Origin of the sequence: Rummeliibacillus pycnus (genome assembly GCF_002884495.1) — a bacterium.
GTDB classification, from domain to species: Bacteria; Bacillota; Bacilli; order Bacillales_A; family Planococcaceae; genus Rummeliibacillus; species Rummeliibacillus pycnus.
In genome coordinates this window covers 200263-220878 of record NZ_KZ614145.1, presented here as the reverse complement: position 1 = coordinate 220878, position 20616 = coordinate 200263, and the positions used below count along the sequence as shown (strand labels likewise).

At 35.9% G+C, this 20616-nt stretch carries 18 protein-coding genes and 1 riboswitch; of the genes, 2 read left to right on the top strand and 16 right to left on the bottom strand.

Annotated elements, in window-relative coordinates; genetic code table 11:
* Window positions 1-5 precede the first annotated feature (5 nt).
* Window positions 6-425 carry a DUF2507 domain-containing protein gene (locus CEF14_RS01115; RefSeq protein WP_102691134.1) on the top strand — a complete coding sequence of 140 codons (420 nt, stop codon included), beginning with the start codon at window positions 6-8 and terminating at the stop codon, window positions 423-425.
* 215 nt (window positions 426-640) lie between these two features.
* On the opposite strand, the gene CEF14_RS01110 is transcribed toward CEF14_RS01115, so the two are convergent.
* From CEF14_RS01110 to zapA, 13 genes are all read right to left on the bottom strand, one after another.
* Window positions 641-1873, bottom strand: a complete 1233-nt coding sequence (locus CEF14_RS01110; RefSeq protein ID WP_102691133.1) for an aspartate kinase — start codon at window positions 1871-1873, stop codon at window positions 641-643.
* 122 nt (window positions 1874-1995) lie between these two features.
* Window positions 1996-2178: riboswitch (Lysine riboswitch) on the bottom strand.
* 57 nt (window positions 2179-2235) lie between these two features.
* A complete protein-coding gene (gene uvrC, locus CEF14_RS01105) occupies window positions 2236-4011 on the bottom strand; it encodes an excinuclease ABC subunit UvrC (RefSeq protein WP_102691132.1) in 1776 nt (591 codons plus the stop codon).
* Between the two features lie 66 nt (window positions 4012-4077).
* On the bottom strand, window positions 4078-4392 hold the full coding sequence (trxA, locus tag CEF14_RS01100; RefSeq protein WP_102691131.1) for a thioredoxin: 315 nt from the start codon (window positions 4390-4392) through the stop codon (window positions 4078-4080).
* A 158-nt stretch (window positions 4393-4550) separates the two neighbouring features.
* On the bottom strand, window positions 4551-5528 hold the full coding sequence (locus CEF14_RS01095; RefSeq protein ID WP_102691130.1) for an electron transfer flavoprotein subunit alpha/FixB family protein: 978 nt from the start codon (window positions 5526-5528) through the stop codon (window positions 4551-4553).
* 30 nt (window positions 5529-5558) lie between these two features.
* Entirely contained in the window at window positions 5559-6332 is a 774-nt protein-coding gene (locus CEF14_RS01090; RefSeq protein WP_102691129.1) for an electron transfer flavoprotein subunit beta/FixA family protein, read from the bottom strand.
* A 21-nt stretch (window positions 6333-6353) separates the two neighbouring features.
* On the bottom strand, window positions 6354-7127 hold the full coding sequence (locus CEF14_RS01085) for an enoyl-CoA hydratase (protein ID WP_102691128.1): 774 nt from the start codon (window positions 7125-7127) through the stop codon (window positions 6354-6356).
* A 63-nt stretch (window positions 7128-7190) separates the two neighbouring features.
* Window positions 7191-7775, bottom strand: coding sequence for a TetR/AcrR family transcriptional regulator (locus CEF14_RS01080; protein ID WP_102691127.1), 585 nt, complete (start codon window positions 7773-7775; stop codon window positions 7191-7193).
* Between the two features lie 101 nt (window positions 7776-7876).
* Complete coding sequence (locus tag CEF14_RS01075) at window positions 7877-9565, bottom strand: AMP-binding protein (protein WP_102691126.1); 1689 nt, start codon at window positions 9563-9565, stop codon at window positions 7877-7879.
* A gap of 682 nt (window positions 9566-10247) precedes the next feature.
* On the bottom strand, window positions 10248-10661 hold the full coding sequence (locus CEF14_RS01070) for a DUF350 domain-containing protein (RefSeq protein WP_102691125.1): 414 nt from the start codon (window positions 10659-10661) through the stop codon (window positions 10248-10250).
* Window positions 10662-10689: 28 nt separating this feature from the next.
* Window positions 10690-13056, bottom strand: a complete 2367-nt coding sequence (locus tag CEF14_RS01065) for an endonuclease MutS2 (protein WP_102691124.1) — start codon at window positions 13054-13056, stop codon at window positions 10690-10692.
* A 14-nt stretch (window positions 13057-13070) separates the two neighbouring features.
* Window positions 13071-14774, bottom strand: a complete 1704-nt coding sequence (polX, locus tag CEF14_RS01060; RefSeq protein WP_102691123.1) for a DNA polymerase/3'-5' exonuclease PolX — start codon at window positions 14772-14774, stop codon at window positions 13071-13073.
* Window positions 14775-14835: 61 nt separating this feature from the next.
* A complete protein-coding gene (locus CEF14_RS01055) occupies window positions 14836-15375 on the bottom strand; it encodes a CvpA family protein (protein ID WP_102691122.1) in 540 nt (179 codons plus the stop codon).
* Window positions 15368-15640: a cell division protein ZapA gene (gene zapA / locus CEF14_RS01050; RefSeq protein WP_102691121.1), complete on the bottom strand. Its 273-nt coding sequence runs from the start codon at window positions 15638-15640 to the stop codon at window positions 15368-15370. The genes CEF14_RS01055 and zapA overlap by 8 nt, the downstream gene beginning before the upstream one ends.
* Before the next feature lie 87 nt (window positions 15641-15727).
* On the opposite strand from zapA, the gene rnhC reads away from it, so the two are divergent.
* Window positions 15728-16663 (top strand): ribonuclease HIII, encoded by a 936-nt coding sequence (gene rnhC / locus CEF14_RS01045; RefSeq protein WP_102691120.1) that lies wholly within the window; start codon window positions 15728-15730, stop codon window positions 16661-16663.
* 221 nt (window positions 16664-16884) lie between these two features.
* Here rnhC and CEF14_RS01040 read toward each other — a convergent pair whose 3' ends face one another.
* From CEF14_RS01040 to opp4B, 3 genes are read right to left on the bottom strand one after another with little or no spacing between them, the layout of a single operon-like run.
* On the bottom strand, window positions 16885-18699 hold the full coding sequence (locus CEF14_RS01040) for an oligopeptide ABC transporter substrate-binding protein (RefSeq protein ID WP_102691119.1): 1815 nt from the start codon (window positions 18697-18699) through the stop codon (window positions 16885-16887).
* A 16-nt stretch (window positions 18700-18715) separates the two neighbouring features.
* The gene (locus CEF14_RS01035; RefSeq protein ID WP_102691118.1) at window positions 18716-19618 is read right to left on the bottom strand and encodes an ABC transporter permease; all 903 of its coding nucleotides are present in this window, start codon (window positions 19616-19618) and stop codon (window positions 18716-18718) included.
* Between the two features lie 35 nt (window positions 19619-19653).
* Window positions 19654-20616: an oligopeptide ABC transporter permease gene (gene opp4B / locus CEF14_RS01030; protein WP_102691117.1), complete on the bottom strand. Its 963-nt coding sequence runs from the start codon at window positions 20614-20616 to the stop codon at window positions 19654-19656.

Sequence of the window (20616 nt, the reverse complement as noted above, 5' to 3'; positions counted from 1 at the left end):
TTTCCATGTCCACTCAACAAAAAAATGAAATTACACAATTTGGTTATGAATTAATCCGTGATCATGTACTATCTTCTATTTTAGGAAAAAATGAGGAAGACATTTTATATTGGTGTGGTAAAGATTTAGCTCGTAAATTTCCTTTATATGGACTAGATGAAGCAGTAGCTTTCTTTAAAGAGGCTGGTTGGGGAGATTTAACTATTGATAAAGTTTCTGCATGTGAGGCTTTCTGTAGTTTAACTGGAGATCCTGAAATACTTAAATTTGACCAACGTTGTTTCCGCTTAGAAGCAGGCTTTTTAGCACAACATCAACAACAATGTTGTGGATTTCTTACTGAATGTTACGAAGAGAAGAAGCCAAAACAATCAATCGTTAAATTTCATATTAAATGGGATTTAAAAGATAAAGTTGAAGGATAATTTACTTACCGTAAACTCTTATCAGTTCAAACTGATAAGAGTTTTTTCTTTTACCATACAATATAAATATTTCGCAAATATAATTTGTCCAATACAAAAAGGATTTCCCATAAGTATAAAATCTACTCATGAAAAATCCTTTTATTCTAATTATTCATTGTATAAATAATCGCCCATCATGTTTTGAATAGTTTCAAACTCATCACTTATTTTGATTACTGTGCAATCGTTTCTTGAACAGAGAGGTTGAATTCATCGTGTAAAGCATTTGCTGCTTTAAGCATATCTTCTTGTGGAACAACAACAGATACTTTGATTTCGGAAGTGCTGACCATTTTAACAGGAATACCTTCACGATATAGGCGGTCAAACATTGTAGCTGCAACACCTGGATTTGAAACCATACCAGAACCTACAATTGAAACTTTTGAAAGTTCAGCTTCATGATCCACATGATGGTAGCCTAGTGTATCTTTGTGTTCAGAAAGAACTTGTAAAGCATCATTCAGATTTTCTTTTTTAACGGAGAAGGATACGGATGGTTCAGTTCCTTCAATAATTGTTTGCACAATAATATCTACATTGACATGATTTTTTGCCAATGTGGTAAAAATATTTGCTAATGAGCCATTATAGGCCTCTTCATAATAAACTGTTAAACGAATAATATCTGATTCAAACGCTACACCGCGTACAACTAAGTCTTTTTCCACTTCAATTTCCTCCTTCAAAATGGTACCTTCTACGTCCTCATAACTCGAACGAACAGACATTGGGATATTGTGATTCTTTGCAACTTCAACAGATCGAGGATGCAATACGCCTGCTCCGAGGTTAGCTAATTCAAGCATTTCATCATAAGACATTTCTATTAACTTTCTTGCGCCTTTTACATAGCGAGGATCACTTGTATAAACACCATCTACATCGGTATATATATCACATCGTTCTGCACTCAACGCTGCAGCGAGTGCAACAGCTGTTGTATCTGAACCGCCACGTCCAAGTGTTGTGATATTCCCTTCATCATCAATCCCTTGGAATCCAGCTACGACGCATACTTTTCCAGCATCTAAAGCTTGTTTTAATGCCTTTGGTGCAATCTCCTCAATACGCGCATTACTTGGTACATGTTCTGTGACAATACCTGCTTGCCAACCAGTAAAGGATTGAGCCTCAATCCCTAGCTTATGCAAAGCCATCGATAACAATGAAATCGTCACTTGTTCACCTGTTGTCAACAAGACATCCATTTCTCTTTTTGAAGGTGATTCAGAAATTTCATGGGCCATATCTACAAGTTGATCAGTTGTTTTCCCCATTGCAGATACGACAACAACAAGATCATAACCATTTTGTTTCTCACGTTGTATACGCTTTGCGACATGCATGATTCTTTCTGTTGTTGCTACGGAAGTTCCGCCAAATTTAACGACTAAAGTACTCATCAAAACGCTCCCCTACATATTAGTATGTGGGCGATTTTCACAATGACTTCTAATGAAAAAAGAGCAGCACTTCACATAAAGTGAATGGGCTGCTCTTAGCATGCACGTTCAAAAGAACATTCATGTGAGATAGCCCTCCAGAATCGAAGATGATTCTGACAATTCTACATTTCTTCAATGTAGAACCAGCAGCAAGAAGGAATTAGCAATCTTGCAACTTCGGCGGCCTCCCCTTTCAACGACGATCACTGGATCTATTCATCCTCCAGTCGCATACTCTTGAAACCCGCGCCTCTATCATCACTAAATCAGTGATTTTTAATTGGTGTCATAAAGATACCATACGTTTTCATATCTAGCAATCATTTTTTCAAAAAAAAGTCAATTATTGCACTAGCTAGTTTTTTAGATACACCAGCATCTTGTAATTCTTCCAAAGTTGCTTCTCTAATTTTCTTAATTGAACCAAAATGTTTTAATAATTGTTGTTTTCTTTTTGGACCCACACCGGGAATTTCATCTAAAACTGAAGTAATCGCATTTTTTTCATGTAATTGTCTATGAAATGTAATCGCAAATCGGTGCACCTCATCTTGAACTCTTTGCAATAGATAGAATGCTTCACTCGTTCGCTTTAGCGGAATAACTTCCGGTGGATTTCCATATAACAGTTGGGATGTTTGGTGCTTATCATCTTTTGCTAATCCTGCAATCGGAATATCAAGACCCAGTTCATCTTCTAAAATTTCTCTAGCAACTTCCATTTGCCCTTTTCCACCATCTGTAACGAGTAAATCAGGGAGTGGAAGACCTTCTTTTAAAACGCGTGAATACCGACGACGAATAACTTCGCGCATTGCACCATAGTCATCATGAGCATCTGCACTTTGAATTTTAAATTTTCGATAGTCTTTTTTACTAGGTTTTCCATCTATGAAAACGACCATTGCCGAAACAGTATCTGCACCGAAAATATGCGAGTTATCAAAGGCTTCAATTCGAAGCGGTGTAGCGATATTCATCGCATTGCCAAGTTCTTCACAAGCCCCAATCGTTCTTTTTTCTTGTCTTTCTATTAATTGGAACTTTTCGGTTATGGCAATTTGCGCATTCTTTGAAGCTAAATCTAGTAATTCCTTTTTTCTACCTTTTTGCGGTTTTACTACTTTGATTTCTAAGACTTGTTGAAGCATCTCTCCATCTATTTCTTTTGGGATAAGAATTTCTTTTGGTTTGATATGATCCGCTTTTTCATAAAATTGACCCACATAGGTTAAAAATTCTTCCTCAGGTTCGCCATAAGATGGAAATAGGGATACATCTCGTTCTATTAGCTTTCCCTGTCTCACAAAAAATACTTGAACACACATCCATCCTTTATCTACCGCATATCCAAAGACATCTCGATTGGTAAAATCAGTTGTGGTTATTTTTTGTTTTTCCATTACAGTTTCAATATGTGCAATTTGATCACGATACTCTTTTGCACGCTCAAAGTCTAGTTGTTCTGAAGCAGCTAGCATTTTCTGCTGTAACTCCTCTTTTACTTCTGCATATCCACCATTAAGAAAATTGGTAATTTCCTGTACCATTTCTTCAAAAATCTTTTTATCAATGTCTTTTACACATGGTGCCAAACATTGACCTAGATGATAATACAGGCAAACTCTATTTGGAAGAGTATGGCACTTTCGTAAAGGATATATTCGATCAAGTAATTTTTTTGTTTCATTAGCTGAACCTACATTCGGATAAGGACCAAAATATTTTCCCTTGTCTTTTTTTACTTTACGTACAGTGAGCAATCTCGGATATTTTTCATTTGTAATTTTTATATAAGGATAGGTTTTATCATCCTTCAGCATAATATTGTATTTTGGATCATGTAATTTAATTAAATTTAATTCCAGTAAAAATGCTTCTATGTTTGAAGATGTTACAATATATTCAAAATCTTCTATTTCACTTACAAGGCGTTGTGTTTTGCCATTATGTGATCCTGTGAAATAAGAACGTACACGATTTTTTAGTACTTTTGCTTTTCCAACGTAAATGATGGTACCTTGTCGATCTTTCATCAAATAACAACCTGGTTGATCAGGTAGTATCGCTAGTTTTTGTTTGATCAAATCATTCATCAAATCACCTCTAAAAAAAACCGGGCTCCATGTAGGGACCCGGTTTTGTTTATCAATCCAAAATGATTAAGCGTGTTTTTGGATGAATTCAGCTAAAGCTTCTTTTGGTTGGAAGCCTACAGTTTTATCAACTTGTTCGCCATCTTTGAACAATAATAATGTTGGAATTGACATAATGCCAAATTGGCTAGCTGTTTCTTGGTTTTGGTCAACGTCAACTTTTACGATATTCACTTTTCCAGCTAATTCTTGGTCTAATTCTTCAAGAACTGGAGCAATCATTTTACATGGTCCACACCAAGTTGCCCAGAAATCTACTAATACTAAACCATTTGCAATATCATTTGAAAAAGTTGCATCTGTTGAATGTACAATTGCCATTTTACATTTCCTCCTTAACTCTATGTATCCGTAGTGTAGCATAAATAAAAACGTCAAGCGACTGTTCTGCTCACTTTACCGCTATTTTAACATAATATTGAAATCTATCTAAAATAAAAAGCTCTGCAATGATGAGATTTGCAGAGCTTTCTTATTGATTATGCTTTTACTGCAACTTTTTTGAACTCTTCAATTAACATTGGGACAACTTCAAATAAATCGCCTACAATCCCATAGTCTGCTACTTTGAAAATATTTGCTTCAGGATCTTTGTTAATAGCTACGATAATTTTAGAGTTAGACATACCTGCTAAGTGTTGGATTGCACCTGAAATACCGCAAGCAATATATAAATCCGGTGTTACAACTTTACCTGTTTGGCCGATTTGTAATGAATAATCACAATAATCAGCATCACAAGCACCACGTGAAGCACCAACTGCACCACCTAAAAGTTTAGCTAACTCTTGTAAAGGAGCAAAACCTTCTGCACTCTTCACGCCACGTCCACCTGATACAACTACTTTTGCTTCGGATAAGTCTACACCCTCTGATGCTTTACGAACAACTTCTTTAACAACAGTACGTAGATTCGTAATCTCTACAGACTGGCTTGAAACTTCTCCTGAGCGAGACTCGTCTTTTTCAAGTGGAGTAATATTATTTGGACGAATTGTTATAAACACAATACCTTCCTTAACCTTTACTTTCTCAAATGCTTTTCCTGAATAGATAGGGCGAATAAATAGTGCATCATCACCATTACCTTCTATTGTAGTAACGTCTGAGATTAAACCACTTTGTAACTTACTAGCAATTTTAGGTGATAAGTCTTTACCCAAAGCTGTATGACCAAATACAATAGCATCAGGATTTTCAGCATCAGCAACAGCTTTAAAAGCTTGACTAAATCCATCAGAAGTATATTGTTTTAAATGTGGATGTTCTACAATTACAATTCGGTCTGCACCATATTGAATTAGCTCTGCGCTTAATGATTCAACAGCATCACCGATTAAAACGCCAACTACTTCACCATCTCCAGCAATTGTTTTTGCTGCTGCAATTGCTTCAAACGAAACATTTCTTAAAGTTCCTTCACGTACTTCAGCCAATACTAATACTTTTTTTGTCATGTGATTCCCTCCTCAGCAATGTAAATCAGCTTAAATAACTTTCGCTTCTGAATGTAGTAATTGTACAAGTTCTTTTACTTGATCTTGTAGTTCTCCTTGTAGAACACGACCAGCTTCTTTTTGTGCTGGTAAGAAAATCTCAACTGTTTCTGTTTTCGCTTCTACATCATCTTCATCAATATCTAGATCATCTAATTCTAGTTCTTCTAATGGTTTTTTCTTAGCTTTCATAATTCCAGGTAAAGAAGGATAACGTGGTTCGTTTAATCCTTGTTGTGCTGTAACTAAAAGTGGAAGAGAAGTTTCTAATACCTCTGAATCCCCTTCTACATCGCGCACAATTTTAGCTGTATCGCCATCAATTTCAAGTTTAGTAATAGTTGTTACATAATTGATATCTAGTAATTCAGCAACTCGTGGGCCAACTTGACCAGAACCACCGTCAATTGCTACATTACCCCCTAAAATCAAATCTGCATCTTTATCTTTCAAGTATTCGGCTAAAATATATGCTACAGAATATTGATCTAGATCCTCAACATCATCTTCTGTATTGATTAGTACTGCTTTATCGGCACCCATTGCTAAGGCTGTACGAAGTTGTTTTTCAGCGTCTTCACCGCCAATTGTTACAACTGTTACTTCGCCACCTTGTGCATCGCGAATTTGAATGGCTTCTTCGATTGCATATTCATCATATGGGTTGATGATGAACTCAGCACCATCTTCTTGTATTACGCCACCATTTAATACGATTTTCTCTTCAGTGTCAAAAGTTCGTTTAACTAATACATAAATGTTCATATTATTAACCCCCTAATACTTTTATTGTCCTTTGAAAACAGGCTCTCTTTTTTCGATAAATGCAGTGATTCCTTCTTTCGCGTCTTTTGTCACAAAAACAGTTCCGAAACCTTTTGCTTCAGCTGTAATTCCATCGTAGAAAGAAGTTGCTTTGGTAAATTGCAACATTTCTATTGCTGTTTTTAATGCGACCGGGCTTTTCTTTGCAATTTTCTTGGCGGTTTTTAATGCCTCCTCTAATAGAGATTCCTCTGGAACTGCACGATTTGCAAGGCCCCATTTTACGGCATCTACTCCTGAAATCGGTTCACTTGTGAACATCATTTCAGCTGCTTTTGCAACTCCCACATAACGTGGTAGACGTTGTGTACCACCAAAACCAGGGATTAAGCCAAGTTGCAATTCTGGTAAACCTAATTTTGCTGTTTCACTCACATAGCGGAAGTGACAGCTCATTGCTAGTTCAAGACCACCACCAAGAGCTGCTCCATGTATAGCAGCAATTACTGGTTTTGAAAACTTCTCAAGTCTCTCAAAAACATCTTGTCCACGAGTTGATAAAGTTTCAAACTCTTTTTCCGATGATACTTTCGTAAATTCTTTAATATCTGCTCCAGCAGAAAAGAATCTACCCTCACCATGTAGCAATACAACTCGTACATCTTCATCATTTTCAACAGCATCTAATAAAAGATTTACCTCTTCGATTAACGCACGAGATAGTGCATTTGCAGGTGGACGATTAATAGTTGTGATTGCAACTCCTTCATCCACTGTATAATTTAGATATTCCATTCCCCATTTCCTCCTTTGTTAAAAAATATGTATGTGGCAAAGTTGTGACACTTTGCCAACTTACTACCCCTTTTGAATCCCTTTTAACAAAATCTGATGAACGCGAGGTGCCATTGCAACTAAATCATACTTTTGCTCTTTCATGACCCATGTTGTCGACACTTCATCAATCGTTCCAAAAATTACTTGTCTTACAAGACGAATATCCATGTCTTGCATAAATTCACCAGCTTCAATACCCTTTTTTAAAATCTCATCAAGTAATTTTAGATATTCTTTTAGAATGCTGTTGATTTTTAATCGAAGATCCTTATTAGATTGACGAAGTTCTAATTGCGTAACGATTGCTAAATGATGATCTTCTGATAGTACTTTAAAATGTCCCTCTATCATCTTGTAGAGCATTTCTGAAGCTGAAGAACTCTCTTTTATTATATCTTGTAAATTATCAACAAATAAAGACATTTTTTCCTTAAAAACTGAAATTAATATATCTTCTTTGTTTTTAAAATATAAATAAATGGTTCCATCAGCAACGCCAGCTTGTTTTGCAATTTTGGAAACTTGCGCTTGGTGATAACCATTATCCGCAATTACAATGACAGCAGCGTCAATTATTTGTTTATATTTTGGTTTGTTTTTCTTCAATATGATCACCACCGGTTTAATTACAAAAATATGAATGACTATTCATTCATGTTTTCATGATATATTTTCAACCGATTATTGTCAAGTAAGGGTTTATGTTTTTATATTGTTTGTTCTATAGTTGACTTTTCCTCTTCCACTAATGTTCTTCGCAAAATTTTACCTACAGCCGTTTTCGGTAATTCTTTTCGAAAATCATAGATACGTGGCACCTTATATGCAGCTAAATTTTCTCTACAGTATTTATTTAATTCTTCTTCTGATACTTGATAGCCTTCTTTTAATACAATATATGCTTTAACCGTTTCACCACGATATGGATCTGGAACACCAGCGACTACACATTCCTGTATAGCATCATGTTCATATAATACTTCTTCTACTTCTCGTGGATAGATATTATAGCCTCCTGCAATAATAATATCTTTTTTACGATCGACGACAAAAAAATAGCCATCTTCATTCATATAACCTAAATCTCCCGTTAACAACCAACCATCTCGCAATGTCATCTCAGTATCTTCTGGACGATTCCAATAACCTTTCATCACTTGAGGACCTTTTACAGCTATTTCACCGATTTCACCAATTGGTAACTGTTCTTTCGTATCAGGGCTGAAAATTGCAGCATCCGTATCTGGCCATGGAACACCAATTGATCCTTTTACACGCTCTTTATGCCATATAAAGTTTGCGTGTGTTACAGGTGAAGATTCGGTTAAACCATATCCTTCAACTAACTTTCCACCTGTCACTTTCTCAAATCTCTCTTGGACTTCAACTGGTAGAGGGGCTGAGCCACTAATACATGCTTTGATGGAAGAAAGATCGTACTTATTTAAATCAGGATGATTCAGTAAACCAATGTACAAAGTTGGAGCTCCAGGGAATAATGTTGTTTTCTGTTTTTGAATGGTTTTCAACGCTTCAGCCGCATTAAATTTTGGCAGTAACACCATCTTATCTCCTCTCATTACTGACAGTAATAAAACAGTTGTCATGCCATATACATGGAAAAACGGCAAAACGCCCATAATGACCTCTTTTCCAGGTGTACATTCTGACATCCACGCACTACACATCTGTACGTTTGCGACTAGGTTTTTATGGGTGAGCATAACACCTTTTGGAAACCCTGTTGTGCCACCAGTATATTGAAGTAACGCTATGTCATTTTCATAATTTGAAGTTATTTTAATGGCATTTATTTCGCCAATTTTCATGATTTCTGAAAAGAGATGATTTGATCCGCTATGCTCTACTGTCACTTTAAAACCGTATTCTCTTTTTTGAATAAACGGATACAGTAGATTTTTAGGGAATGGTAAAAAATCTCTAATACTCGTAACAATCATATTCTCTAAATCTGTATTCTTCCATACTTTCATCAATCGGGGATAAAGTACATCTAATGTAACAATTACTTTTGCACCTGCATCCTTAAGCTGATACTCTACTTCACGCTCTGTATAAAGTGGATTTGTCTGAACAACTGTACCACCAGCATATAAAACACCATAGTATGCAATAACGCTTTGTGGACAGTTTGGCAACATAATTGCTACCCGATCTCCTTTTTCAATGCCTATTTTCACTAAGTAATTTGCAAATTTTAAGGAAGATTCATATAGCTCTTTATACGGAATATCTTTTCCAAGAAAATGAATTGCAATTTTGTTAGGAGTTTTCTCAACAGCCCTCGTCAAATATTCTTGTAATGGAATTTCTTCGTACTCCAATGTTGTAGGAATATTAGGCGGATAGTTCTTTAACCAAATCTTTTCAGTCAATCGAAACGCCCCCTTTTTACAAATTGTTAGAATATTTATAAATTTAATTATAAGTAATATAGATAACGCTTTCAATTGATAATTATTATTTTCATGAATTTTCTAGATAAAAATTAATCTATTCGAGCATTATTCTACTTTTCATTCATAAAGATGAGTAGGTACAAGTCTAATCTTAGTATGTAAACTGGGATGGTGTATTTTAAAGCTATCATAAATAGTGCATTGTACATTTAAGTATATAGTTGATTGGAACGGAGGATAGTGTCAGGCTCATTCATATTATGCGGGAAAGTGAAACAGATGCGACCCCGGAGTGCGATTAAGGAACGGAGTCTAAGAACGCCACATCCTGTGGCAACGACTCCATGACCAACATCCTGTTGCCCTGAGGAGGCTCAACGTTCGCAAGCGGAAAGCGTACACCGAAGCGAAAATCAACGCTCTTATGTATCTTTTTTTATAGAAAAAAGACTGCAGGCAAACTCAAAAATTTTCAAGTTTGACTACAGTCTGAGATTTTGCATAAGCATAAATCTTTAATACTTCCGCTTCAGAAGTAATTCGATTACAGCTTTATATTTAATGCATAAATAAATATATAATTCCAGATAGGATGAAGAGACCACAAATAACCATCAACACTTTCGCTAAAGTTTCCATATATAATTCTCCTAAACGACTAAGAAATACTTGCTCCTATGACAAATGATAATCCAACTGAAATCGTAAAGGAAATAAATCCAACTGATCTATTATCCTTTTCAATTTCATGATCGATTTTAAATGTAGGCGTCAAAAATTCATAGAGAATATAAGCAAAAATTAGTAAGATAAATCCAAACAATCCCCATCCAATCATTTCAATAAGTGAATTATGACGTTCAATGGAGTAGCGAAAAATATTACATACCCCTAATATTTTCCCACCAGTCGCTAAAGATACTGCAACATTGCCATTCTTTATTTCTTGCCAATTTTTATATTTGGTAACCAGCTCAAATAATACCATGGCCACTACCAGACAAAGTACGACTACACTAAAATATCCTGTTGTTTCAACAATAGGATGCTGCCAAAAGCTATTTAGTAACATACAATCCCACCCCCCAAATTTTCTTTCTCTATTTTAACTCAACAACAGTTACGCCATAGCCACCTTCACCCGCTTCACCGTAACGGAATGATTTCACGCGTTTATGTCGTTTGAGTAGTGATTGTATACCTTGTCGCAACGCACCTGTGCCTTTACCATGGATAATAGATACCCGGTTATAATTTGATAATAATGCATCGTCCAAGTATTTTTCCGTTCGAATCATTGCGTCTTCATAGCGTTCACCACGTAAATCTAATTCAAGTTTAACATATGAATCTCGATTACGAACGTTTGCTACTGAAACTGTATCTTTCACTTTCTCAGGTTTTACATATTCTAAGTCTGATTCATCAAGTTTCATCTTCAAAATACCAATTTGGACGATCCATTCTTTGTCAGATACTTTTTCGAGCAAAGTTCCTTTTTGACCATAGCTTAAGACCTTTACTTCATCGCCCTTTTGAAGGTTGACAGCGCGAGCATTTGCTTGGCGTTGTTTTTTCAAAATACGATTTTCCATAGGAGCAGCTTCTTCAAGACGTTTTCGAGCTTCAATAATTTCATGCTCTTTGACAACTTTGTTTGCATTTAAACGCATTTTGTGAAGTTCAGCGATCACTTCTTCCGCTTCTCTTTTTGCATCTTCAACAATTTTACGCGCTTTTTCCTTCGCCTTTTTCGCTAACTCTTCTTTGTTTTCTTCGTAATCTTTTAACTTAGCGTCAAGTTCAGCTTGAAGTTTTTCAGCTTCCTCAAGCAGTTGATGTGAACGCTCTGCATCTGCTTCGGATTTACGACGACTTTCTTCCAATGATGCAATCATTGACTCAACTTCATGACGGTCTGTTCCAGTAAATGATTTTGCACTTTTAATAATATGTTCAGGTAATCCTAAACGCGAAGAAATTTCAAAGGCATTACTTCGCCCAGGAACACCAATTAATAAGCGATAAGTTGGACTCAGTGTTTCAACATCAAATTCAACACTTGCATTGACTACACCTTGACGATTATAGCCGTATGCTTTTAGCTCCGGATAATGGGTTGTTGCCATGACGCGAGCACCCCTACCATGCACTTCATCTAAAATTGAAATGGCAAGCGCTGCACCTTCTTGAGGGTCAGTCCCCGCTCCTAATTCATCAAATAGGACAAGTGAATGTTCATCAAATTGTTTTAGAATATCCACAATGTTCACCATATGGCTAGAGAATGTAGATAAACTTTGTTCAATAGATTGTTCATCGCCAATATCTGCAAATAGTTGTGTAAAGACTGAAAGCTCTGAGCCATCTAGTGCAGGTATTGGAATACCAGCCTGTGCCATTAATGTGCATAAGCCAACTGTTTTAAGTGTGACGGTTTTCCCCCCTGTATTAGGGCCAGTAATTACGATTGCTGTAATATCGCGTCCGAATTCAATATCGTTTGCTACTGCAACATCAATTGGCAATAGAGGGTGACGAGCCTTTCCCAAGTTCATATAACCTTCATCATTCATAAGAGGCATTGTACATTTATTGGCTTGGCCATATTTTGCTTTGGCTAAAATAACATCAATTTCACCTAGTAATTGAACAAGTGTAAATAAGGAGTGCGCCACTTCTTGTACTAATGCAGAAAGATGTAGTAAAATTTTCTGAATTTCTACCTTTTCTTTCGCTTTTAAACGGTGAATTTCATTATTCGCTTGTACGACAGCATCTGGTTCGATATAAAGTGTTTGCCCAGAAGCTGATTGATCATGTACGATTCCACCATAATGGCTACGGTATTCTTGTTTAACAGGAATCACAAAACGGTCATTACGAATCGTAATAATTGAATCTGATAGCATTTTAGATGCATTGCTACCACGTGTTAAACTTGCTAATTTTTCACGTACTCGTGCTTCCTGTGATCGAAGTTGTTGTCGGATGGAACGCAATTCAGAACTTGCTGAATCCATTACACCTGCATTTTCATCAATACAAGAATTAATTTCATGTTGTAATCCCGTTAGAACCGGAATATCATTTTTCTTCTGAATGAAGTGAGGAATTTGGATATCCCCTTCACCTTCAATTTCTTCTATAAATTCACGGAAAATACGACTTGCTCGAATGGTACTTGAAATTTCCATTAATTCTTGAGGACTAAGCATACCACCAATTTGTGCACGTTTTGCATGCGGACGAATATCAAAAATCCCTCCCATTGGTACATTTGCTTTTACTCGAAGAATTGAAAGACCTTCATCCATCTCATCTAATAGTGATTTTACTTTTTCTAAATCTGTTTCAGGAGTTAACTTTTCAATTGCTGAAGTACCAATTGAACTTGTACAATAAGTAGCTACTTGAGCTCGTACTTTATCAAACTCTAGTGTTTTTAGTGCGCGTTCTGCTATCACTTAAAAAACACCTCCTATTTCTTCTCTATATACTTCACAAAGTCATCTAACGACCAAGTGTTAACGATATTTTCTTTTTTCAACCATGCTTTTTGCGCATATTTTGTGCCAATTTCCATAAAACGAAGTTGCTCGATAGCATGTGCATCTGTATTAATGGCTATCGGAACTCCTGCCTCGGCAGCCATTTCTAAATGCTCCATGCAAAGATCTAAGCGATATGGATTTGCATTTAACTCTAAAATTTTACCATATTCTTTAGCCCATGCAATAAGCTGAGCTATATCAGGATTATAACCCTCTCTCTGACCAATAACACGACCTGTTGGATGAGCAATCATATCAACATGTGGATTTTTCATCGCATTATGGAGTCTTTCCATAATCTTCTCTTGTGGTTGTGAAAAACTGGAGTGAATAGATGCGATCACAAAGTCTAGCTCTTCCATTACGTCATCTTCAAAATCAAGTGATCCATCGGGTAAAATATCCATCTCAGTTCCTGCTAACAGACGGAAGTTTGGATGTTTTTCATTAAAAGTCCATATTTCTTTACGTTGTTCAAGTAATCGTTCTGGAGTAAGTCCATTGGCTACCTTTAAATATTGGGAGTGATCGGTAATGACTGCGTATTGATATCTTTTTTCTAGTAATGCTTCACCCATCTCATGAACAGCATGCGCACCATCAGACCATGTTGTGTGCATATGTAAATCAGATTTGATATCGCTTACTTGCACAAGTTGAGGGATTTGTTCTAAACGTTCAAATTCACGATTCCCTGCTCTTACTGTAGGTGGGATAAAAGGTAAGTCAAAATGAGCAAAGAACTCTTTTTCGGAATGAAACGTTAAAACGGATCCATCTGCTTGTTCTACCCCATATTCACTAATTTTCTCACCACGTTCTTTTGCAATTTGACGCATTCGCACATTATGTTCTTTTGAACCCGTAAAATGATGAAGTGCTGTTGCATATTCATCAAATGTTACTAAACGAAAGTCAACATTGATATCATCTGTTTGAAGTGTAACTGAAACTTTGGTATCCCCTGCTGCAATAATTTCTTTTGTTACTAATTTTGATAGTAACGCTTCTTTCACAGCTTCAGGATTACTTGTTGCAATGATAAAATCAACGTCTTTACTTTGCTCTTTTACACGTCTAAAGCTACCTGCCACTGAGGATTGTTCGATTTCAGGTATTTCGTGTAATATCTCTTCTATATCAGCTACTATTTCTTCTAATAACCATACTGGATGAAACTCTGCTCTTTTCCCGAAACTCTCAAGTTCTTTTAAAATTTTTTCTTCTGTTTTCTTTCCAAAACCAGAAAGAGTCGATACTTTCCCTTCTTCACAGGCTTTTTTCAAACTGTCTGCGGAATCTACACCAAGTTCTTGATAAAGCTTAGCGATTTTCTTTCCTCCAAGACCAGGTAATTTTAATAAGGGTGGTAACCCCTTTGGAACTTCTTGTTCTAATTGAATGAGTACTTCTGATCGACCATTCTCTAATAAGTCATGAATAACAGATGCTGTTCCTTTACCAATTCCTTTAATTTTCGTGATATCTTCGATTTCACTTATACTTCTTGTATCCGCCTCTAATGCGGCTGCAGCTTTACGGAATGCTGCTATTTTAAAAGGATTTACACCTTGAAGTTCTAAATAGATGGCAATTTTCTCAAGTGTTTGAATGATTGTCTTTTTGTTCATCGTATATTCCTCCTTATCAACAAAAGACTTCCCTCTAAAGAGAGAAGTCTAATTTAACTTTTTATTTCATATAAACAAACCATAAATTTTGGAATGTTTTGGATATGATTGGTGTGTATTCAAGCATTAACTTCGTTAAGAATGATCCGTCTATATATTTTTGGATTCCTCCAATTGGGAGTAGTGCTAATACATAGAGCACGATGAAAATAAGCAAGTATGCCTCAATAAATCCAAAAACACCACCTAAGATACGATTTAATCCTCCTAGTAGTGGAATATATCTTAAAAAGTCAAATAATGATGCTACTATTTGTATAGCAAACTTAACCACAAAGAATATTAACGCAAACGCTAATAATTGATAGAATGTTTGGCTTAAATCTAATTGCTCTACAGCAAATTTTAAGGTAGTATTTTCATCAACGGAAGGATATGGAATCCAAAGAACTAATTTTCCCGCCAATGGTTTATAATAGATATAAGCCACAATAATTGAGATTAAAAAGCCTGCCATTTGGATTAGCTGAACTACTAAACCTCTTCTAGCACCACTGACTAGTCCAGCAAATAATAAAATAATTATGATTAAATCAACCATTCACTTCATCCTTTAAATTTTTCAATTCTGATTCGAGTATTTCTACTTGATTTTTTAATTTCAAGTAATCATTTACTGCATTACAAGCAGTAAGGACGGCTAGCTTGGCACTGTCGAGGCTTGGGTTGGCACGCTTAATTTCACGCATTTGGTCGTCTACAGTTGCTGCTACAAATCGCATATGACCTGGCGATTCTGTCCCAACTATATTATAAGTTTGACCGTAGATTTCAACTGAAACTCGATTTTTTCGTTGCACAGACATTGCCTTAACCTCCTTTAAAGTCCTATTTCTTATGATAACATGAAGTGTCTAAGTTGTGAATTACTTAAGAAGAAAGGAATATAAAATATGTCTAATATTGTCATTAAACTACCTCCAAAGATGCAAAAAGAAGTGATGAACTACTATTCTCAATATATAGTAGAACGCAAAGCACCTGGTGTTATATTCGCCGCAAAGCTTGCCGACTGTGCGATTACCATCTATTCATCTGGTAAAGTGATGTTCCAGGGTGGCGGTTGCGAACGCGAAGCCGAACAATGGAAAACTCAAGCAGAAGATCCGTCTACTATGACGTTATCAAAAGGAGATACGTTGCCTAACAATCTGTCCTCTCTATCTGTTATTGGATCTGATGAAACAGGGACTGGCGATTATTTTGGTCCAATTACAGTAGCTGCCGTCTATGTACCACAAGACAAAATTGATCTGGTAAAAGAGTTAGGTGTTAAAGATTCTAAATTGTTAACTGACGACTATATGTTAAAAATTGCATCTGACCTAAAAGCAACTCTTCCCCATTGTGTACTAGTATTACATAATGAAAAGTACAACCTTGTACAAGCTGCAGGTACTTCACAAGGTAAGATGAAGGCTCAACTGCATAACCAAGCAATTAGACAATTACTAGCGAAGATTGCACCCGAAAAACCAGAGTATATTCTAATTGACCAATTTGCCGAAAGAAAAACATACTACAACTATTTAAAAACCGAAAAAGAAATTGTGACCGAAAATGTATTATTTGCTACAAAAGCAGAACAAATCCATGTTGCTGTAGCAGCTGCATCTATTTTAGCTCGTTGTGCATTTCTCTCAGAAATGGACAAACTAAGTAAATCCATCGGTGTCACATTACCAAAAGGAGCAAGTCATCGAGTAGATGAAATTGCTGCCCAAATCTTACTTGCTCAAGGTGAGGAATCTCTTCATAGTGTAACAAAATGGCATTTTGCAAATACCCAAAAAGCTTCCCGCATTGCATCTAAAAAGAGATTTAACTAAAACTTAACGTATTAAAATATAGTTGATGACCCTCCATAAGTATAGTTAACTTTTATTGCAGAAAGATAACCATTATATTATTTTTCAGAGAAACATTTTAAGATTGCAAAACAACCGATTCTTTTTCAAACAATAGATCCATAAAAAAATTAAAAGTGCCAATGAGGAGTTGAATTGCACATCCCATTGGCACTTTTTTTAATTCTCTTTTAGATATGAGATTATTTGCTTGATTTTACTGGTTCATCAGCAGTTAATTCAACATCTTGCAGATTGTCTTTTGTTTCTTTCAAATAATCAATATCCCAGTGTTTTACACGTTTGTTGACTGGAATGATTTCCGTACGGAAGTATGTTGGAACTGTAGTAGCTTGCTCACTCATGTAATTTTGCCATTTTGTGAACGCTTCAGCACGGTATTTTGGATCCATTGCTGCTTCAGAATCAATATCATTTAATAATGTAGTTAGCTCATCAGACACGATACGGCTAAAATTAAATTGTGCTTCTTTAGAATATAGACCCATTGGAGATGGGTTAGTCCCTGTTCCCCATGCAGCCATGAACATGTCAATATCTTTATCATCTGCTTGAACTTTATCGTAGAAGCTATTGAATTCGATTGGACGACCAGTAGAATATTCTACTTTTAGACCAACGTCTTTCCAATTTTGGATATAGAATTGATCAATTTTCTCATCCTTATCAGATCCTGCCATGGTAGCTAACTTAATCGTAAATTCTTTGCCCTTAGGATCTTCACGATAGCCATCATTATTTACATCTTTATAACCTGCTTCATCCAATAGTTTTTTTGCTTTTTCTGGATCGTAGTTATAGCCTTTAAGTGAATCATCATAGAAACTTTGGAATACTGGTGGAATTAAAGAATTCGCACGTGTACGAAGTCCATCATAATAAGCTTTTGTTACTTGTTCGATATCCATTGCATAAGCAATGGCTTGGCGTAATTTTACATTGCCCATTTTAGCGTTTGGATCCGTAACATTTATACCTTGTTTAGAATCATATTTTCCTAATTTGAAACCAAGGTATGAGTACGCAAGTTCATCACGACCTAAAACATTGATATTATCAAAATCTTTAATAGCTTTGTAATCATTTGCTTTATAGTTACTTGCTACATCATATTTACCAGCTTTAATCGCTGCAGCAGCTGAAGCAGATGGAACAACTTCTATTACAACTTTATCTAACTTCGGTTTACCCTTCCAGTAGTATTTATTTGCTACCATTTGTACAGATTCACCATTGACAACTTTATCAATAACGAATGCACCAAGTGTTGCAGGGTTTTTACGTACCGCATCAGATTTTACTAAGTCTTTGATTTTAATATCTTTTAACTGATGTTTTGGAGCAGCATAACCCCATAAACCATCACCACCAGAGTAAATTGCTGGAGAGATTTTCTTAAATGAAATTTCCATTGTGTAATCATCGATTTTTTTGATACCAGAAATTTCTTTTGCTTTTCCAGCATGGTATTCTTTTGCACCAACGATATTTTGGAAGTCAGAATCATAACGTACACCTGTATAATCTTTATCCGCAATAATATAGTAAGGGAAAATTACATCATCGATTGTAAATGGTTCACCATCAGACCATTTTACTCCTTTTTTAATAGATACTGTTGCTTTTTTGGCAGGTACATCAACTTTTAGTTTGCCTAATCCATCATCAGAAATTAAGAAATCTTCTTTAGTTGGGAAGATTGAGTTGGAAGCATAATCCATAATTTGTTTATCATAATCATCTTCATAAAGCTCCCAGTTAAATATACCTTGGAATGGCGTATCAGTTACTAAACCAACCTTTAAAGTACCGCCTTTAATAGGCGTGCCATCATTTGTTGCTTCTGCCGGGAGTAAACTTTTGTCTACAGTTTCTTTTCCCGTTTCTTTTCCACCTTCTTTTCCGCTTTCTTTAGTATTTGAACCTGAGCCGCCACATGCAGCTAGTGCAAGCATGAATGCACAAACTAAAGAAAGTAAAAACCACTTCTTCTTCATCCCTTTTCCTCCTTTGTTATCCTAATCTTTGTTTTACATCTGCTGAACGACGTAATGCCTGCCCAACATAATTTATGCCTAACATCAATACTAATATTAATATTGATGCTGGTAACCATACCCACCACTTCTCAGATAATACTGTTGGATTACTTGCATAACTTACAAGTGTTCCTAAACTTGGTGTTGAAGGAGGTAATCCAAATCCAAGAAATGATAACCCTGTTTCAATCCCTACATTACCTGCAAAGTTTAAAGTCATTTCTACAATCAAAATCGAACTTAAATTTGGCATAATACCTTTGAACATTATGGCAAAATCACTTGTCCCCATTGTCTTAGAAGCATTTACATAATCTCTTCTCGATTCGGACAATGCCTTACTTCGGACGAGTCTTGCCGTTCCAACCCACAAGAATAAACTCATGATTAATATAAATGAAGTTACATTGTATTTCGGAACAAGCGTGACGAAAACAATGATGATCATTAATGTTGGTAAAGTCATAAAGAAATCAATAATACGCATAAAAATATTATCAATCAATCCACCGTAGTAACCTGTAATGATACCAATTGCTATGCCCGACACACCCGTAATAAGTGTGATAATGACAGCAATGACAAGTGAATTACGCGCACCAATAATTAATTGCCCTAAAACATCACTTCCACCTTGGTCTGCACCAAGGATAAAGCCGTTTGTACCTGGTTCTGCAAATTCATCTAATAAACTTATTTTCATCAGTTTTTCTTGATCAATAAATGGTGCCCATATTAAAACACCAAAGATTACGACAAATAATAAGATTAACGATATCATCGCAATTTTATCTTTTTTAAATTCACGCCAGATGACTCTAAAACCTGTCGCTGGTGTGCCATCTAGTTCAATTGTTCTTTCTTGTATTTTTTGCATTTCAAATCACCTCTCCTTAACAATTATTTAAGTTTTTAATCTATTCGAATTCTTGGATCGACAATACTCATGATAATGTCGGATAATAGACTACCTAATAATGTTAAGAAGCCAAATAACATAACAAGTGTTGTTATTACACTATAATCTCGAGCCATAATTGCTTGTATAAAAAGCTGGCCCATACCTGGATAACCAAAGATTGTCTCAATGAAAACTGAACCACCAAGTAATCCGGTAATCGTAAAACCTAAAAACGCTGCAATTGGCAAAAGTGAATTTCGGAATATGTGACGAGAATATACTTTTCTCATTGGAATCCCTTTACTGCGTGCAGTTTTCACATAATCTTGTGTCTTTGCATCAATGATCTCTGAGCGTAAGTATTGAATAACGCCTGTCGTACCAAGTAAAGCGTAAGTAATAGCCGGTAACAGTAAATGATAAAACTTATTCCAAAAATAATCGAAAGTCCCTGGATCGTACTTAACATCAACAGTCCCAGAAGTTGGGAACCATTCAAGTTGATACCCAAAGATAAATAAGAAAATCAATGATAAAACAAATGTTGGAATCGCATAACTTATAAAGCTATATAGGACAACTGATTTATCAAGAAATGAGTTTTGATAGCGCCCTGCCAAAACTCCTAAAGGAATGGCAATCAGATAGACTAAGATAACACTTAATAAAGATAACCATAATGTATTCATACCACGTTCACCAATGAGTGAAGCTACACTCACTTTAAAGGAGTAGCTATCTCCAAAATCACCATGTAAAGCATTTGTAACCCAATGCCAATATTGTATATACCATGGATCATAGAAACCTGCAGCCTGCCGCATTTCTTCTAATCGGTTTGGATCTGTTTGTGGTGTAATTAATCCCGTAAATGGATCTCCTGGCATGAATTTCGCCATGATAAATACAAGCATACTAAGCACAAAAAGTTGAGGAATCATCACTAGTACTCTTCTAACAATAGTCTTCCACAT

Coding starts and splice junctions, on each gene's coding strand:
- CEF14_RS01115 (WP_102691134.1), top strand. CDS start 6: ATGTCCACTCAACAAAAAAATGAAATTACACAATTTGGTTATGAATTA.
- CEF14_RS01110 (WP_102691133.1), bottom strand. CDS start 1,873: ATGAGTACTTTAGTCGTTAAATTTGGCGGAACTTCCGTAGCAACAACA.
- uvrC (WP_102691132.1), bottom strand. CDS start 4,011: ATGAATGATTTGATCAAACAAAAACTAGCGATACTACCTGATCAACCA.
- trxA (WP_102691131.1), bottom strand. CDS start 4,392: ATGGCAATTGTACATTCAACAGATGCAACTTTTTCAAATGATATTGCA.
- CEF14_RS01095 (WP_102691130.1), bottom strand. CDS start 5,528: ATGACAAAAAAAGTATTAGTATTGGCTGAAGTACGTGAAGGAACTTTA.
- CEF14_RS01090 (WP_102691129.1), bottom strand. CDS start 6,332: ATGAACATTTATGTATTAGTTAAACGAACTTTTGACACTGAAGAGAAA.
- CEF14_RS01085 (WP_102691128.1), bottom strand. CDS start 7,127: ATGGAATATCTAAATTATACAGTGGATGAAGGAGTTGCAATCACAACT.
- CEF14_RS01070 (WP_102691125.1), bottom strand. CDS start 10,661: ATGTTACTAAATAGCTTTTGGCAGCATCCTATTGTTGAAACAACAGGA.
- polX (WP_102691123.1), bottom strand. CDS start 14,774: ATGAACAAAAAGACAATCATTCAAACACTTGAGAAAATTGCCATCTAT.
- CEF14_RS01055 (WP_102691122.1), bottom strand. CDS start 15,375: ATGGTTGATTTAATCATAATTATTTTATTATTTGCTGGACTAGTCAGT.
- zapA (WP_102691121.1), bottom strand. CDS start 15,640: ATGTCTGTGCAACGAAAAAATCGAGTTTCAGTTGAAATCTACGGTCAA.
- rnhC (WP_102691120.1), top strand. CDS start 15,728: ATGTCTAATATTGTCATTAAACTACCTCCAAAGATGCAAAAAGAAGTG.
- CEF14_RS01040 (WP_102691119.1), bottom strand. CDS start 18,699: ATGAAGAAGAAGTGGTTTTTACTTTCTTTAGTTTGTGCATTCATGCTT.
- CEF14_RS01035 (WP_102691118.1), bottom strand. CDS start 19,618: ATGCAAAAAATACAAGAAAGAACAATTGAACTAGATGGCACACCAGCG.
- opp4B (WP_102691117.1), bottom strand. CDS start 20,616: ATGTGGAAGACTATTGTTAGAAGAGTACTAGTGATGATTCCTCAACTT.